This is a genomic window from Sphaerotilus uruguayifluvii, from assembly GCF_013294065.1.
Lineage (GTDB): Bacteria > Pseudomonadota > Gammaproteobacteria > Burkholderiales > Burkholderiaceae_C > Sphaerotilus > Sphaerotilus uruguayifluvii.
Genome location: NZ_JABSNM010000020.1, coordinates 46,439 through 60,068, shown reverse-complemented (window position 1 = coordinate 60,068; position 13,630 = coordinate 46,439). Strand labels below are relative to the sequence as shown.

14 protein-coding genes are annotated in these 13,630 nt (G+C 73.4%); 3 read left to right on the top strand and 11 right to left on the bottom strand.

The window, feature by feature from the left end:
* The first annotated feature begins 108 nt into the window (after positions 1-108).
* The gene (locus tag HNQ01_RS22635; RefSeq protein ID WP_173806927.1) at positions 109-945 is read left to right on the top strand and encodes a helix-turn-helix transcriptional regulator; all 837 of its coding nucleotides are present in this window, start codon (positions 109-111) and stop codon (positions 943-945) included.
* On the opposite strand, the gene HNQ01_RS18210 is transcribed toward HNQ01_RS22635, so the two are convergent.
* Positions 906-1,691, bottom strand: coding sequence for a 2OG-Fe dioxygenase family protein (locus HNQ01_RS18210; protein ID WP_173806926.1), 786 nt, complete (start codon positions 1,689-1,691; stop codon positions 906-908). The two genes, HNQ01_RS22635 and HNQ01_RS18210, sit on opposite strands and share 40 nt — an antisense overlap.
* 54 nt (positions 1,692-1,745) lie before the next feature.
* The gene (locus tag HNQ01_RS18205) at positions 1,746-2,675 is read right to left on the bottom strand and encodes a DMT family transporter (protein ID WP_173806925.1); all 930 of its coding nucleotides are present in this window, start codon (positions 2,673-2,675) and stop codon (positions 1,746-1,748) included.
* Positions 2,676-2,756: 81 nt separating this feature from the next.
* On the opposite strand from HNQ01_RS18205, the gene HNQ01_RS18200 reads away from it, so the two are divergent.
* On the top strand, positions 2,757-3,326 hold the full coding sequence (locus HNQ01_RS18200; RefSeq protein WP_434801524.1) for a cupin domain-containing protein: 570 nt from the start codon (positions 2,757-2,759) through the stop codon (positions 3,324-3,326).
* Between the two features lie 56 nt (positions 3,327-3,382).
* On the top strand, positions 3,383-4,450 hold the full coding sequence (locus tag HNQ01_RS18195; RefSeq protein WP_173806923.1) for an aldo/keto reductase: 1,068 nt from the start codon (positions 3,383-3,385) through the stop codon (positions 4,448-4,450).
* 152 nt (positions 4,451-4,602) lie between these two features.
* Here the strand turns inward: HNQ01_RS18195 and HNQ01_RS18190 are convergent, their stop codons facing one another.
* The 9 genes from HNQ01_RS18190 to HNQ01_RS18150 form a co-directional block, all read right to left on the bottom strand.
* Positions 4,603-4,995: a glutaredoxin family protein gene (locus HNQ01_RS18190; protein ID WP_173806922.1), complete on the bottom strand. Its 393-nt coding sequence runs from the start codon at positions 4,993-4,995 to the stop codon at positions 4,603-4,605.
* A 30-nt stretch (positions 4,996-5,025) separates the two neighbouring features.
* Positions 5,026-5,391 (bottom strand): RidA family protein, encoded by a 366-nt coding sequence (locus tag HNQ01_RS18185; RefSeq protein WP_173806921.1) that lies wholly within the window; start codon positions 5,389-5,391, stop codon positions 5,026-5,028.
* A gap of 38 nt (positions 5,392-5,429) precedes the next feature.
* On the bottom strand, positions 5,430-6,158 hold the full coding sequence (gene plsY / locus HNQ01_RS18180; RefSeq protein WP_173806920.1) for a glycerol-3-phosphate 1-O-acyltransferase PlsY: 729 nt from the start codon (positions 6,156-6,158) through the stop codon (positions 5,430-5,432).
* A gap of 61 nt (positions 6,159-6,219) precedes the next feature.
* The gene (gene ybaK, locus HNQ01_RS18175) at positions 6,220-6,723 is read right to left on the bottom strand and encodes a Cys-tRNA(Pro) deacylase (RefSeq protein ID WP_173806919.1); all 504 of its coding nucleotides are present in this window, start codon (positions 6,721-6,723) and stop codon (positions 6,220-6,222) included.
* A 37-nt stretch (positions 6,724-6,760) separates the two neighbouring features.
* A complete protein-coding gene (locus HNQ01_RS18170; protein WP_173806918.1) occupies positions 6,761-7,387 on the bottom strand; it encodes an L-threonylcarbamoyladenylate synthase in 627 nt (208 codons plus the stop codon).
* Between the two features lie 52 nt (positions 7,388-7,439).
* A complete protein-coding gene (locus HNQ01_RS18165) occupies positions 7,440-8,330 on the bottom strand; it encodes a 3',5'-nucleoside bisphosphate phosphatase (RefSeq protein ID WP_173806917.1) in 891 nt (296 codons plus the stop codon).
* A gap of 77 nt (positions 8,331-8,407) precedes the next feature.
* Positions 8,408-11,587 carry a sensor domain-containing protein gene (locus HNQ01_RS18160; protein ID WP_173806916.1) on the bottom strand — a complete coding sequence of 1,060 codons (3,180 nt, stop codon included), beginning with the start codon at positions 11,585-11,587 and terminating at the stop codon, positions 8,408-8,410.
* Positions 11,584-12,534, bottom strand: a complete 951-nt coding sequence (locus HNQ01_RS18155) for a transporter substrate-binding domain-containing protein (protein WP_173806915.1) — start codon at positions 12,532-12,534, stop codon at positions 11,584-11,586. The genes HNQ01_RS18160 and HNQ01_RS18155 overlap by 4 nt, the downstream gene beginning before the upstream one ends.
* Before the next feature lie 84 nt (positions 12,535-12,618).
* A complete protein-coding gene (locus HNQ01_RS18150; RefSeq protein ID WP_173806914.1) occupies positions 12,619-13,554 on the bottom strand; it encodes a LysR substrate-binding domain-containing protein in 936 nt (311 codons plus the stop codon).
* Positions 13,555-13,630: the final 76 nt, after the last annotated feature.

Sequence of the window (13,630 nt, the reverse complement as noted above, 5' to 3'; positions counted from 1 at the left end):
GGGTGTCTCCTCCTCGGGTGTCGGCGATGATCGGGCGTCGCGATCCGTCGATCCATCACGCAGATGCATCATTCATCGCTCCCCACGGGCCCGTCCGGGCTCGCTCCCGTGCTAGCTCCCGCGCTGGCGGCTCGAGCCGACCGGTCGGAGCTGCCGCTGCTGGCGCTGTTCGACTGCGCCGGCGACGAGCCGCTGCCGCGCTTCGAGCGCCAGGCGCTGCGCCTGCTGGCCGAGGCGCTGGACTGCGACGGCGCGGTCTGGGGCTGGGGCCGGCGCGAGGGCGGCGCGATGCGGATCCGGCATGCGGTGGTGCACCAGCGTCCGGACGGGCTGCTGAGCGACTATGCGGCGGTGGCGGCGGCCGATCCGCTGACGGCGGCCTTCGTCGCCGCGCCGCGGCCGGTGCGCGGCGGCGCGGTCGGCGGGCCGCTCGGCCTGTACCGGTCCGCCGGCCATGCCGACCTGCGCGACTATCTGGCGCAGTACGACATCGCCCAGCTGATGCTCGGCGGCCTGGAGGAGGGCGACGGCGACGATCTGGTCTGGCTGACGCTCTACCGCGCCGAGGCGGGCCGGCCGCTGGGCATGCGCGAGCAGCTCGCGCTGGCGCAGGCGCTGCCCTTCTGGCGCCAGGCGCACCGGCTGGCGACACGGCTGGCGCAGGCCGGGACCGCCGGCCGGCCGGCGCCATCATCCTGCCTGGCGCGGCTCGGCGCGCGCGAGGCCGAGGTGGCGCGCCGCTATGCCGCGGGCGAGTCCTACAAGGTCATCGCCCGGGCGATGGGCGTGGCGCCCGACACGGTGCGCAGCCAGCTGCAGCAGGTCTACCGCAAGCTCGGCGTGCACGACAAGATCGCGCTGCTGCGCGTGCTCGATGCCGACGCCGGGAGCGCCGACGCCGGCCCTCAGGCCGAGGGCGGGTCCTGGAAGCCGCCGGCGCGGTAGGTCAGCACCAGCGTGTCGCGCCAGCCGCGATCGCCGTCAGGCTGGATCGGCGTGCTCTCGTGAACGACCCGCGGATCGTCGAGCAGCAGCGCGCTCCAGGGCTCGTCGAGCGTGAAGCGCACGCCGTGCGGCCCCTCGGCCTCGAAGACGCGGGTCTCGCCGCCGCGCACGCCGTGGCGGTCGACCAGCAGCACGGCGACGAAGTTGACGCCGTCGCGGTGCGCGCCCTCCGGCGTCGGCCGGCCGACGCCGCCGGTGGTGTCGATGCGGAAGGGATGGGCCTCGATGAACCAGCGGCCGTCGAAGGCCGGCTCGGTGGACGTGTCGTGCGCGGCAGCGGCGAAGACCTCGCCGAGCCGCGCCACCAGCGCCAGGAAGGCGGGCGAGGCGGCCATCGCGTCGTCCAGCGGCGCGAAGTCGCGCAGCATGCCGCCGTGCAGCGCGTTGTAGGTGGTCGGCTGCCAGTGCGGGCGGTGTGGCACCGTCTCGAGCCGGCCGGCGCGGGTGTCCTGCACCAGGCTGCCGTGGCGACGGCGGCGGTAGCGGCCGCCGTCCTTCAGGTGCTCGTCGGGGGGCAGGTCGCGCCAGCAGGCGTCGAGCGCGTGCAGCGCCTCGGGAGGGGTGCCGGCGATCTCGGCCAGCGCGGCGGCCGACAGCCGCACGAAGCCCTGCTCGCGCAGGCGGGAGGCGGCCAGGGGGCTGTCGGCGCGCTGCAGCGCGTCAGGGTGGGGAAAGGTGGCGGACATGATGGGGGGCGATTGTGCCGTGTCGCCCCGAGGCGTCCTTGATCCGGGTGAAGCTCAGGGGGAAGCCGCGACAGGCTTGTCCTGTGCCTGCGGCTCGTGCTGCCACTGCGCCAGCAGCATCGCCGCCAGCAGCAGGCCGGCGCCGCTCCAGCCGCGCAGCCCGATGCTCTCGCCCAGCACCAGCCAGCCGCCGATCGCCGAGAACACGCCCTCGCTGCTGTAGATGATGGCGGCGTGCGAGGCCTTGGCGTCGCGCTGCGCGATCACCTGCAGCGTGTAGGCCACGCCGATCGACAGGATGCCGCCCCAGGCGATGGCGCCGCCGGCCTGCAGGATGCCGTCGAGGCTGACCGGCTCGCGCACCAGCGCCGCCACCCACGACAGCGCGCCCGCCACCAGGTACTGCAGCACCGACAGCCGCAGCGGATCATGCCGGCGCGCCAGGTGTCCGACCAGCAGCACATGCACCGCCCACAGCATCGCGCCGCCGAGCTGCAGCCAGTCGCCGGCAGCGATCGAGGCGTCGGGCTTGACGCTGAGGAAATACAGGCCGGCGGCCGACAGGGCCACCGCTCCCCAGACCTGCGCCGACACGCTCGCGCCGCCCAGGCGCATCAGCACCGGCACCAGCACGACGTACAGCCCGGTGATGAAGCCGGCATTGCTGACCGAGGTGCCCAGCAGCCCGACCTGCTGCAGGTTGATCGCGATGAACAGCACCAGCCCGAGCAGCACGCCCGCGCCGATGCAGCCGCGGCTCTCGACCACCGGCATCGCCGCGAACGGCCCGCCGCGCCAGAACCACAGCGGCGCCACCAGCAGTGCGCCCAGCAGCATGCGCGAGGCGGTGTAGGTGAAGGGGCCGACCGTGTCCATGCCCATCTGCTGCGCGACGAAGGTCGAGCCCCAGATGGCGGCGGTCAGGATCATCAGCAGATCGGTGCGCAGGGTGCGGCGCGCGTCGGAGGGGGGCGGGGCAGACATGGGCGACAGGAACAGACGGCGGGATGAAAAATGCGCAGAATGCTGCGCATTCCAAAAGCGTCCGAGCGTATGAGCAAAATATTGCGCAGTCAACCCGAGGCCGAGGCCGGCGAGGTGCCGGTGCTGGCGCATGTCGGGGCCAATCTGCGCCGGCTGCGTGCGGCCGCCGGGCTGAGCCAGGCGGCGCTGGCCGCGGCCGCCGGTCTGAGCCGGCGCACCATCGTCGGGCTGGAGGCGGGCGAGGCCAACCTCAGCCTGGCCGGGCTGGACCGGCTGGCGCGGGCGCTGGGCACCGACTTCGTCACGCTGGTGGCGGCGCCTGGGGCGGTGCGCCAGCGGGTCGATGCACTGGCCTGGCGCGGCGCCCATGCCGAGAGCCGCGCGGTGCTGCTGGGCAGCGCGCCGGCGCGCAGCGTCGCCGAGCTGTGGTCCTGGACGCTCGGCCCGGGCGAGATCTACCGCGCCGAGCCCGACCCGCCCGGCTGGCACGAGATGATCGTCGTCACCGCCGGCTGCCTGCTGCTGCGCTTCGACGACGAGACGCTGCGCCTGGAGGCCGGAACGCACGCGATCTACGACAGCGCCCGCGCCTACGCCTACGAGAACCCGGGCGAGGTCTGCACCCGCTTCGTGCGCAGCGTGGTGGGCTGAAGCGGCGTGCGGCGGTGTCGCCTAAGATCGGTGTCCTTCCTGCAGGAGTCCTCCCGATGCAATCCGTTTCCCTCGGTCGCAGCGATCTGCGCGTCTCGCCCGTCTGCCTGGGCACGATGACCTTCGGCGAGCAGGTCGACGAGGCCGGCGCCTTCCGCATCCTGGACCGCGCGCTCGAGCTGGGCATCGACTTCATCGACACCGCCGAGATGTACGCGGTGCCGCCGCGGCGCGAGACCTTCAACGCCACCGAGATCATCCTGGGCCGCTGGCTGGCGGCGCGGCCGGGCGTGCGCGAGAAGCTGACGATCGCCACCAAGGTGGCGGGCCCGTCGCGCGGCATGGACTGGATCCGCGGCGGCAGCGCCGACCTGAGCGCCGACGACATCGTCGCGGCCTGCGAGGGCAGCCTGCGCCGCCTGGGCGTCGAGACGATCGACCTGTACCAGCTGCACTGGCCGACCCGGCCGGTGCCGATGTTCGGCGCCACCTACTTCGACCCGGCGCGCGCCGCCCAGGCGCAGGTCACCCCGATCGAGGTGCAGCTGCGCGCGCTCGACCGGCTGGTGCGCGAGGGCAAGGTGCGCGCGATCGGCCTGTCGAACGAGACGCCCTACGGCGTGTGCGAGTTCGTCCATCTGGCCGAGCGGCACGGTCTGGCGCGGGTGGCGACGGTGCAGAACGCCTACTGCCTGGTCAACCGCGTGCCCGACAACGGCCTGGACGAGGCGATGCACCAGCACCAGGTCTCGCTGCTGGCCTACTCGCCGCTGGGTTTCGGGCTGCTGACCGGCAAGTACGACGAGGTCGGCCTGCACGATCCGGCGCGGCAGCCGGGCCGGCTGGCGCTGTTCGCCAGCATGAAGAAGCAGCGCTGGGCCCGGCCCGAGGCGCTGGAGGCTGCGCGCGCCTACAACGCGCTGGCGCGCGAGCACGGCCTGACGCCGACCGAGCTGGCGCTGGCCTTCTGCTACCGGCGCGGGTCGGTCGCCAGCACCATCATCGGCGTGACCAGCGTGGCGCAGCTCGAGGAGAACGTCGCGGCATGGAACGTGGCGCTCGCGCCCGAACTGCTCGAGCGCATCGACGCGCTGCGGCGCCGCCACTGGGATCCGGCAGTCTGACGCCGACGAGCGAGCCTGCCGCCACCGTCACCCCCGCGCAGGCGGGGGGGCACGCAGGGCGGCGGCCGTGGTGACACGTAGGTTCCCGCCTTCGCGGGAATGACGGCATAACTGCTGCCCGTCACCCCCGCGCAGGCGGGGGCCCACGAGCGTCAGCGCGCTGCCGCCAGCGCTTCGGCCACCTGGCCCGGGTCGAAGCCCAGCCGCGCTTGGCCGCGCACCAGCACCGTCGGCGTGCCGGCGGCGCCGCGGGTGCGGTACTCGGCCAGGCAGGCGCTGTCGCGCTCGATGAAGCATTCCTCGAAGGGAATGCGCTGCTCGGTCAGGTACTGGCGCGCGCGGGTGCAGAACAGGCAGCTGGTCGAGGAGATCAGCTTCAGGTCGCCGGGCCGGACGAGCTGGCGCAGCGTCTCGGCGTGGCTGTCGCGCTCGTGCTGCTGCAGCAGCCGGCCGGCGCCCCAGGCGGCCACGCCGATGACCAGCGCGGCGATCAGGCCGCTGTGGCGGGCGCGGGTCCAGAGGCTCGGGCGTGGCTCGGCGTGCATCGTCGCGGGGGCGGGCGGCAGCGGCCGGATTCAGGCCACCGCGGCGGTGGCGACGATCTCGATGCGCCAGTCGGGCCGCGCCAGCCGGGCCTGCACGGTCGCGCGCGGCGGCGTGTGGCCGGCCGGCACCCAGGCGTCCCAGACCGCGTTCATGCCGTCGAAGTCGGCCAGGTCGGCCAGATAGATCTGCACCATCAGCAGCCGGGTCCTGTCGGAGCCGGCGCGCTCGAGCAGGCGGTCGATCATCGCCAGCACCTGCGCGGTCTGGCCGCGGATGTCCTGGGTGGCGTCGTCGGGCACCTGGCCGGCCAGCCAGATCGTGCCGTTGTGGATGGCCATTTCCGACAGGCGCGGGCCGACGTCGAAGCGCTGCAGCGGGGCGGGGGAGGTCGTCATCTCTCGGGAATCCGGTGAAGGGTGCGTGCGGATGCGGTTCAGTGCGTCTTGCGCCGGGCCTGGCGGGCGCTGCGGCGGCGTTCGGCGCGATTGGCCGGCGCGCTCGGCGCGGCGGCCGGTGCCGCACCGGCGGGGGGCGTGCCGGCCGCGGCGGGCCGGGCCTTCTGGCCGATGCGGCTCTCGGTGCCGTTGATCAGCTTGGCGATGTTGCTGCCGTGGCGCCAGATCAGCAGCAGCGACATCACGAAGATCGCCAGCGTCGCCGACGAGCCGCCCCAGAAGATCGCGTGCAGCAGCGGCGCGCTGCCGGCGGCGATCAGCGCGGCCAGCGAGGAGTACTTCGTCGTCTTGGCCACCAGGATCCAGAGCGCCAGCACGCCCAGGCCGAGCAGCGGCTCGAAGCCGAGCAGAACGCCGGCGGCGGTCGCCACGCCCTTGCCGCCCTGGAAGCGGAAGAACACCGGCCACAGGTGGCCGAGGAAGGCCCCGAGGCCGACCAGCATCGCGCTGCCTTCGCCCAGGCCGGCGCGCTCGCCGAACAGGCGCACCAGCAGCACCGGGATCAGGCCCTTGACCGCGTCGAGCAGCAGCGTCAGCACCGCCGCCTTCTTGCTGCCCGAGCGCAGCACGTTGGTCGCGCCGGGATTGCCCGAGCCGTAGCTGCGCGGGTCGTCCAGGCCCATCGCGCGGCTGACGATGACGGCGAACGAGAGGGAGCCGATGAGGTAGGCGGCGACGAAGGCCGCCGCGATCCAGAGCGTGGTCATGGTGTGCGGGAACGGATGCGTGTCGTTCGAGGGAACAGCCCGCCAGTGTAAGCGCGCGGCTTCAGCCGGCCGAGGCGGGATCGGCGGCCTGCACCGGCCGGGCGCCCAGCACCTCGGTCAGCACCGTCGGCGTCAGGCCGACCAGGAAGCCGCGGCGCCCGCCGTTGATCCAGATGCGCTCCAGCGCGAGGATGCTCGACTCCACATGGACCGGCATGGCCTTGCGCAGCCCGAAGGGCGAGGTGCCGCCGACCAGGTAGCCGCTGTGGCGCTGCGCGACCTCGGGCTTGCACGGCTCGACCTTCTTCGCGCCGATCTGGCGCGCGAGGTTCTTGGTGCTGACCTGGCGGTCGCCGTGCATCAGGATGATCAGCGGCTTGGCGTCCTGGTCCTGCATCACCAGCGTCTTGACCACCGCGTGCTCGTCGACGCCGAGCTGGCGCGAGGACTCGGCGGTGCCGCCGTGGTCGACATAGTCGTAGGGGTGCTCGGTGAACTCGACGCGGTGCGCCCGCAGCCACTGGGTGGCGGGCGTCTCGCTGACGTGGGCGGTCTTCTTCGCCATCGTGCTGCTCTTGCGGTTCTTGCGGTTCTTGCCGCGCTCAGGCCAGGCCGATGGCGGCCAGGTCGCCGCGGCCGGCGCGTACCACCACCGGCTCGCCGCCGCTCAGGTCGATCACGGTGGTCGGCTCGGCCGGGCAGGGGCCGGCGGCGACGATGGCCTGGATCTGGCGCTCGAAGCGCTCGCGGATCTCTTCGGCGTCGTTGAGCGGATCGCTCTCGCCGGGCGGGATCAGCGTCGTGCCCAGCAGCGGCTGGCCGAGCAGGCTGAGCAGCTCCTGGGCCACGCCATGCTCGGGCACGCGCAGGCCGATGGTGCGCCGCGACGGATGCGAGACGCGCCGCGGCACCTCCTTGGTCGCCTCGAGAATGAAGGTGTAGGGCCCGGGCGTGGCGCTCTTGAGCAGCCGGTACTGGCGGTTGTCGACGCGCGCGTAGCTGGCCAGCTCGGACAGGTCGCGGCACAGCAGCGTCAGGTGGTGCCGGTCATCGACGCCGCGCACGCGGCGCAGCGCGTCGACCGCGGCCTTGTCGTCGAGGTGGCAGACCAGGGCGTAGCTGGAATCGGTCGGGATCGCCGCGATGCCGCCGGCCGACAGGATCGCCGCGGCCTGGCGCAGCAGCCGGGGCTGCGGGTTGTCGGGGTGGACTTCGAAGAACTGGGCCATGGTGGCGGCATTGTCCGCCATTCGCGCAGGGACTTCGCGCCGCGCCGGAACTTCAGGCGGCCGCGCGTGCTGCCGGCGGCGGCTCGATGCGCTCCTGCAGCAGCGACCAGACCGGCGTGAGCTGGCCGGGCAGGATGGGCAGCCGGCCCAGGTCGGTGCGGCTCTCGGCCGGCGAGTGGAAGTCGCTGCCGCGCGAGGCCGCCAGGCCGAACTCGATCGCCATGTCGGCGTACTTGCCGTACTCGGCGGCGGTGTGGCTGCCGGTGACCACCTCGACGCCCCGGCCGCCGTGATCGCGGAACTCGCAGAACAGCGCGTATTCCTTGGTGGCGTCGAAGCGGTGGTAGCGGCCCGGATGCGCGATGACCGCGACGCCGCCGGCGTCCCGGATCCAGCGCACCGCGTCGCCCAGCGAGGCCCAGCGGTGCGGCACGAAGCCGGGCTTGCCGTCGGCCAGGTACTTGCGGAAGACCTCGGCGGTGTCGCTGCAGGCGCCGACCTCGACGATGTAGCGCGCGAAGTGGGTGCGCGAGATCAGGTCCGGGTTGCCGACATACTTGAGCGCGCCCTCGAAGGCGCCGTGGATGCCGACCTTGGCCAGCTCGGCGGCCATCTCGCGCGCGCGGCCCTCGCGGCCGCCGCGGGTCGACTCCAGGCCGTGGCGCAGTCCGGGGTCGTTCTCGTCGAAGCCCAGGCCGACGATGTGCACCGTCTCGCCGGCGAAGGTGACCGAGACCTCCACGCCGCTGAGGAAGGCCATGCCCGCGGCGTGGGCGGCGGCGCGGGCGCGGGCGATGCCGCCGATCTCGTCATGGTCGGTCAGCGCCCAGAGCTCGACGCCGTTGGCGGCGGCCCGGGCGGCCAGCGCCTCGGGACTGAGCGTGCCGTCGGAGACGGTCGAGTGGCAGTGCAGGTCGGCGTTGAGGAGGGCGGTGCTGTTCACCGACGCATTGTAGGAGGCGCCCGGGGCCTTCCGGGGCAGGGGTCATCGACGCCGAGGCCGCCGGCGTGGCCGGTGTCTCAGATGTCCGGCCAGACCGAGGCGAGCGCCCCCTGCGCCGGCGCGTGCTGCAGCGGCGGCAGCCATTGCCGCGCCAGCGGCGCCGGGGCCGGCCGGCCGAACAGGTAGCCCTGGCCGGCCTCGCAGCCGAGCGCGACGAGCCGGCGAAGCTGCTCCTCGGTCTCGATGCCCTCGGCCAGCACCGCCAGGTCCAGGCCGCGGCCCATCGCCACCATCGTGCCCACCAGCGCGCTGCCGTGGCAGGCTTCGTCGCCCAGGTCGGCGACGAAGCTGCGGTCGATCTTCAGCTTGCCCACCGGCAGGCGCTTCAGGTAGGCCAGCGAGGAATAGCCGGTGCCGAAGTCGTCGATCGCCAGCCGCACGCCCATCGCGCGCAGCCGGTGCAGCACCTCCTCGGCCGGGCTGCCGGCCTGCATCAGGCCGGACTCGGTGATCTCGATCTCCAGGCGCGAGGCGGGCAGGCCGGCCTCGTCGAGCGCGTGGCGGATGCGCTCGATCGAGGGGTCGCGCAGCAGCTCCACCGACGAGACGTTGACCGCGATGCGGCCGCAGTCCAGCCCCTCGTCCAGCCAGGCGCGCGCCTGCAGGCAGGCCTGGCGCATCACCCAGGCGCCGAGCTCGCAGATCAGGCCGTTGTCCTCGAGCAGCGGGATGAACTCGGCCGGGCCGACCGGCGGCAGCCCCGGCTGGTCCAGCCGCACCAGCACCTCCAGGCCGAGCAGCTGCCGGTCGGCCAGCCGGTACAGCGGCTGGTAGAAGAGCGCGAACTCGCCGCGCTCGAGCGCGCGGCGCAGCCGGCCGTCGAGCTGCAGCCGCTGCTGCGCGGCCTGCGTCAGCGCCTCGGTGTAGTAGCGGAAGGTGCCGCGGCCGGCGCGCTTGGCCTGGTACATCGCCGCGTCGGCGTCGCGCAGCAGCTCCTCGACCTCGCCGCCGTCCTCCGGGTAGAGGCTGATGCCGATGCTGGCCTGCACCCAGACCTCGCTGCCCTCGATCTCGAAGGGGCGGGTCAGCAGCTGCAGCAGCTCGCGCGCCACCGCGGCCGCGTCCTCCTGGTCGCGCAGCGTCTCCAGCACGAGGATGAACTCGTCGCCGCCGAGCCGGCCGAGCGTGTCCTGGCGGCGCGTGCGCTGCGCCAGCCGCGCGGCGACCTCGCGCAGCAGCGCGTCGCCGACGTTGTGGCCGAGGCTGTCGTTGACGGTCTTGAAATTGTCCAGGTCGATGAACAGCACGCCGACGCGGTGCTTCTGGCGCCGGGCGGCCGCCAGCGCATGCTCCAGGCGCGACAGCACCATGCGGCGGTTGGGCAGCTGCGTCAGCGCGTCGACATGAGCGAGGCGGTGCAGCTGCTCCTCGGCCGCCTTCTGCGCGCTGATGTCGGTGAAGACGGTGACCAGATGGGTCGGCAGCCCGGTGTCGTCGCGCACCGTGGCCACCGAGGTCCACAGCACCTGGCCGTGGCCGTCGCGGTGGCGGCTGCGGATCTCGCCGGCCCAGCTGCCGTCCTGCAGCACCTGCTCGAGAATGTGCTCGAGCGTGCCGGCCTGCGCGCCCAGGCCGGTCAGCGTGCGCCCGGTCCAGGCCTGGCCGTCATGGCCGGTGATCGCGGTGAAGGCGCGGTTGACCGAGACGATGTGCCCGTGCAGGTCCGAGACGATGACGCCGTCCTGCGTGCTCTCGAGCGCGGCCGCGTGCAGGCGCACCCGCTCCTGCGCGCGCTGCCAGTCCTGCTGGCGGCGGAACTGCGTCAGCGCGTACGACAGGTCCGAGCCGATCTCGTGGAAGAGCATGCGCTCCTCGGCGTCGTCGGGCATCAGCCGCTCGCGCACCAGCACCAGCACCGCATGCATGCGGCCCTGGCAGGTCACCGGAATGGCGACCGCGTGGCTGAGCGCGGCGCTGCCCGGCGTGTCCCAGCGCAGCTCGGCGCTGCGCCAGGCCTGCGCCACCACATGGTGGTGCAGCGTGTCGAGCGCGATGCGCTCGGGCAGGTGGCCGGTCGGCACCGGGCTGCTCGTGCGGCTGCTGGCCACCGGCACGAGAGCCTGCGTGCTGCCGGCCTCGGCCTCCGCGACCCAGGCGAGCTGGAAGCTGCCGTGGCTGAGCGCCACATCGCAGATGCGCTGGTACAGATCGGCGGGCGTGCCGGTCCAGACGATGGCCTGGTTGATCTGGCCGAGAAAGCTGTAGAGCCGGCCCAGCGTGGCGACGCGTTCCTCGCTGCGCTTGCGCTCGGAGATCTCCCAGCTGATCAGCACCACCCGGTCCTGCTCGCCCGGCAGCGCATGGGCGCGCGCCTCGAACCAGGCCGGCTGGTCGGCGATCGTCAGCATGTATTCGGTCTGGCTGATCTCGCCGGTGCTGAGCGCCCGGCGCAGGATCGCCTCGATGCGGGCGGCCGCGGCGGGCGGCAGGTGGTCCTGGAAGCGCTGGCCGACGAGCTCGCGGGCTGGCGCGACCAGCCGGTCCTCGCGGCCGAAGGCCTCGATGTAGGTGCCGTCGGCCGCCAGCACGAAGGAGACGTCCGGCACCGCGTCGGCGAAGGCGCGCATGTGGCGCTCGCGCAGCGACAGCTCGTCGATCAGGCGCTGGCGCTGCAGGCCCTGGTGGTGCTGCAGCAGCAGCAGCGAGAACACGCCCACGCCGATCAGCGCGGCGGTCAGCATGCCCAGGCGCGCCTGGTGGCGCATCCGGTCATGGCGGCGCATCTCGATGATCTCTTCCATCTCCATGACCGACGCGTCGATGCCGGCCTGCAGCCGGCGCAGCTCCAGCACCGGCGCCTCGTCGCCGTGTTCCAGCCGCGCGCGCATCGCCGCGCGCGCCGAGTCGATCGTGTCGGCGAACTGGCGCGCGATGTGGCGCATGCGCTGCGCATGCTCGTCGTCGACGATGCGCTCGATCTGCTCGACCAGCGAGAGGCTGTCCTGGCGGGCGTTCTCGAGCTCGGCGTCGATGCGGGTGAAGTCGGTCGGATCGGCGGCCTGGCGCAGCCGCTCGGCCTGCAGCTGCGCGCGGGTCAGGTGCAGCCGCATCTGGTCCACGGTGCGCATCGGCACCAGGGCGTCGCCCAGCGTCTCGTGCCACAGCCGGGTCGTCCAGCCCAGCAGCAGCAGGCACAGGATGCCGAACAGCGCGATGGCCGGCACCATGCGGGACGGCAGCGAGGCCGGCCGGGTCACCGCTCTGCCTCGGCGTTGGTCGCCGGGTCGCCCGGAGGATGAGTGCCACGCACCGGCGCGATCTCGCTTTCGCGGAAGCCGTACTGGCGCACCAGCTCCAGGTGCTCCTGGCTGCCGACATAGGTGGCCAGCACCTGGTCGATCTGGTCGCGCAGCGGGTCGCCCCGGCGCATCGCCAGCGCCGGCAGACCGAGCGAGCTGCCGGTCGGCGGCGAGAAGGGGCGGGCCAGCTCGCCGGCCGGCGTGCCGGGCTGCGCCAGCGCCCACTGCAGCGCCGGGGCCGACAGCATGAAGGCGGCAGCCCGGCCGCTGCGCACCGCGTCCAGCCCGCCGGCCGCATCCGGCAGACGCAGCAGCCGCTCGTCGGGCATCCCGGCCTCGAGCGCCTGGCCCGCCTCGACCGAGCGGTCGATGACCGCCAGCCGCAGCCGGGGGCGCACCACCAGGTCCTGCAGCGCGTGCAGCTGCTCCGGATTGCCCAGGCCGACCAGCAGCGCCGGCTGCACCGCCGCGGTCGGCCGGGTGAAGGCCACCTGCGCGGCGCGCGCCGGCGTGACGAACAGCCCGGCGGCGATCACGTCGATGCGCCCCATGCGCAGCTCGTGGAGCAGCGTCGGGAACTCGGCATGGATCCAGATCGGCTCGGGCCGGCCGAGCCGACGCAGCGCGGCACGCAGCACGTCGACCGACTCCCCGTGCAGGCCGCCGCCGATGTCACGGAAGGCGTAGGGCGCCTCGATCGCATAGCCCACCCGCAGCTGGCGCGATGGCGATGCGGGCTCGTCGGGGCTCATGCGTCCGATCATCACGATCACGGCGCAGGTCGTCGCCAGGACCAGGCCGAGCCAGATGAGCAGGCGCAGGGGCTTGAGCATGTCGTGGTACTGGATGGAATAGATGTGTGACCGGATGGCGCAGCGCAGGATCGGCCATTCTTTCAGATCCATGCGCCGTGCACAGGGGGTTCGATCCGCAGTCCGCCGGGAGTCCGACCGGTCGGATGGCGTTTCATCGTGCCTTCTTGACGCCGGTCAGGCGGGCCGGTCACCGTCCGGTGCAGGCAGGCGGGCCTGAGCCTCCAGCCAGTCGCCGAACTCGCGCAGCAGCGCGTCGTCGGCATGGGATTCGGGCACGACATAGTGGTAGGCCAGCTCGCTGTCGAGCGCGGCGGCCACGCCGCGCAGGCGGCCGTCGGCCAGCGCGGCGGCCGCGGCGAAGTCCGGCACCAGCGCCACGCCCAGGCCGAGCGCGGCGGCCTGCACGCTCATCGAGAACTGCTCGTAGGCGGGCCCGCTCTGGTCGTCGGACACCCGCAGGCCGGCGGCGGCGAACCAGCGCCGCCAGGCCAGCGGCCGGGTGGTCTGCTGCAGGCGCGGCAGCCGCGCCAGCGCCTCGGCCGGCAGCGGCGGGCCGTCCGGCGCCAGGCCGTGCGCGACCAGCAGGCCTGCGCTGGCCACCGGGATCAGCCGCTCCGACAGGATCGGCCGGCTGATGCAGCCCGGCCAGTGGCCGTCGCCGGCGTGAATGGCCGCGTCCAGCCGGGTCTCGTCGAACAGGAAGGGGCGGGTGCGGCTGTGCAGGTTGACCTGCACCCGCCCGGGCCGGAAGGCCGGCAGCCGCGGCAGCAGCCAGCAGGTGGCGAAGGTGGGCACCACCGCCAGCTCGATCACCGGCACCCGCCCGGCGCCGGCCATCAGCTCGCGGGTGTCGCGCTCCAGCGTGTCGAGCCAGTCGGCCACCCGCAGCGCGTAGCTGCTGCCGGCCTCGGTCAGGCGCACGCCGCGGCGGGTGCGGCGAAACAGCTTGACGTCCAGCAGCGCCTCCAGCCCCGCGACCTGACGGCAGACCGCGCTCTGCGTCATCGCCAGCTCCTCGGCGGCGCGGGTGAAGCTCTCGTGGCGCGCGGCGGCCTCGAAGACGGCCAGCGCGGTCGTGCCGGGCAGGCGGCGGCGGGAGAGTTCGCTCATCGGGGACGATCTCGGAGTGCGTTCATGGAATAGATCGATGCATATTATTCGGTTGTGCCTGCACGCCGGGCTCCAT

Bases quoted from the DNA above. Each gene is read 5' to 3' on its own strand.
- HNQ01_RS18210 (WP_173806926.1), bottom strand. From the start codon at position 1,691: ATGTCCGCCACCTTTCCCCACCCTGACGCGCTGCAGCGCGCCGACAGC.
- HNQ01_RS18205 (WP_173806925.1), bottom strand. From the start codon at position 2,675: ATGTCTGCCCCGCCCCCCTCCGACGCGCGCCGCACCCTGCGCACCGAT.
- HNQ01_RS18195 (WP_173806923.1), top strand. From the start codon at position 3,383: ATGCAATCCGTTTCCCTCGGTCGCAGCGATCTGCGCGTCTCGCCCGTC.
- HNQ01_RS18190 (WP_173806922.1), bottom strand. From the start codon at position 4,995: ATGCACGCCGAGCCACGCCCGAGCCTCTGGACCCGCGCCCGCCACAGC.
- HNQ01_RS18185 (WP_173806921.1), bottom strand. From the start codon at position 5,391: ATGACGACCTCCCCCGCCCCGCTGCAGCGCTTCGACGTCGGCCCGCGC.
- plsY (WP_173806920.1), bottom strand. From the start codon at position 6,158: ATGACCACGCTCTGGATCGCGGCGGCCTTCGTCGCCGCCTACCTCATC.
- ybaK (WP_173806919.1), bottom strand. From the start codon at position 6,723: ATGGCGAAGAAGACCGCCCACGTCAGCGAGACGCCCGCCACCCAGTGG.
- HNQ01_RS18170 (WP_173806918.1), bottom strand. From the start codon at position 7,387: ATGGCCCAGTTCTTCGAAGTCCACCCCGACAACCCGCAGCCCCGGCTG.
- HNQ01_RS18155 (WP_173806915.1), bottom strand. From the start codon at position 12,534: ATGGATCTGAAAGAATGGCCGATCCTGCGCTGCGCCATCCGGTCACAC.
- HNQ01_RS18150 (WP_173806914.1), bottom strand. From the start codon at position 13,554: ATGAGCGAACTCTCCCGCCGCCGCCTGCCCGGCACGACCGCGCTGGCC.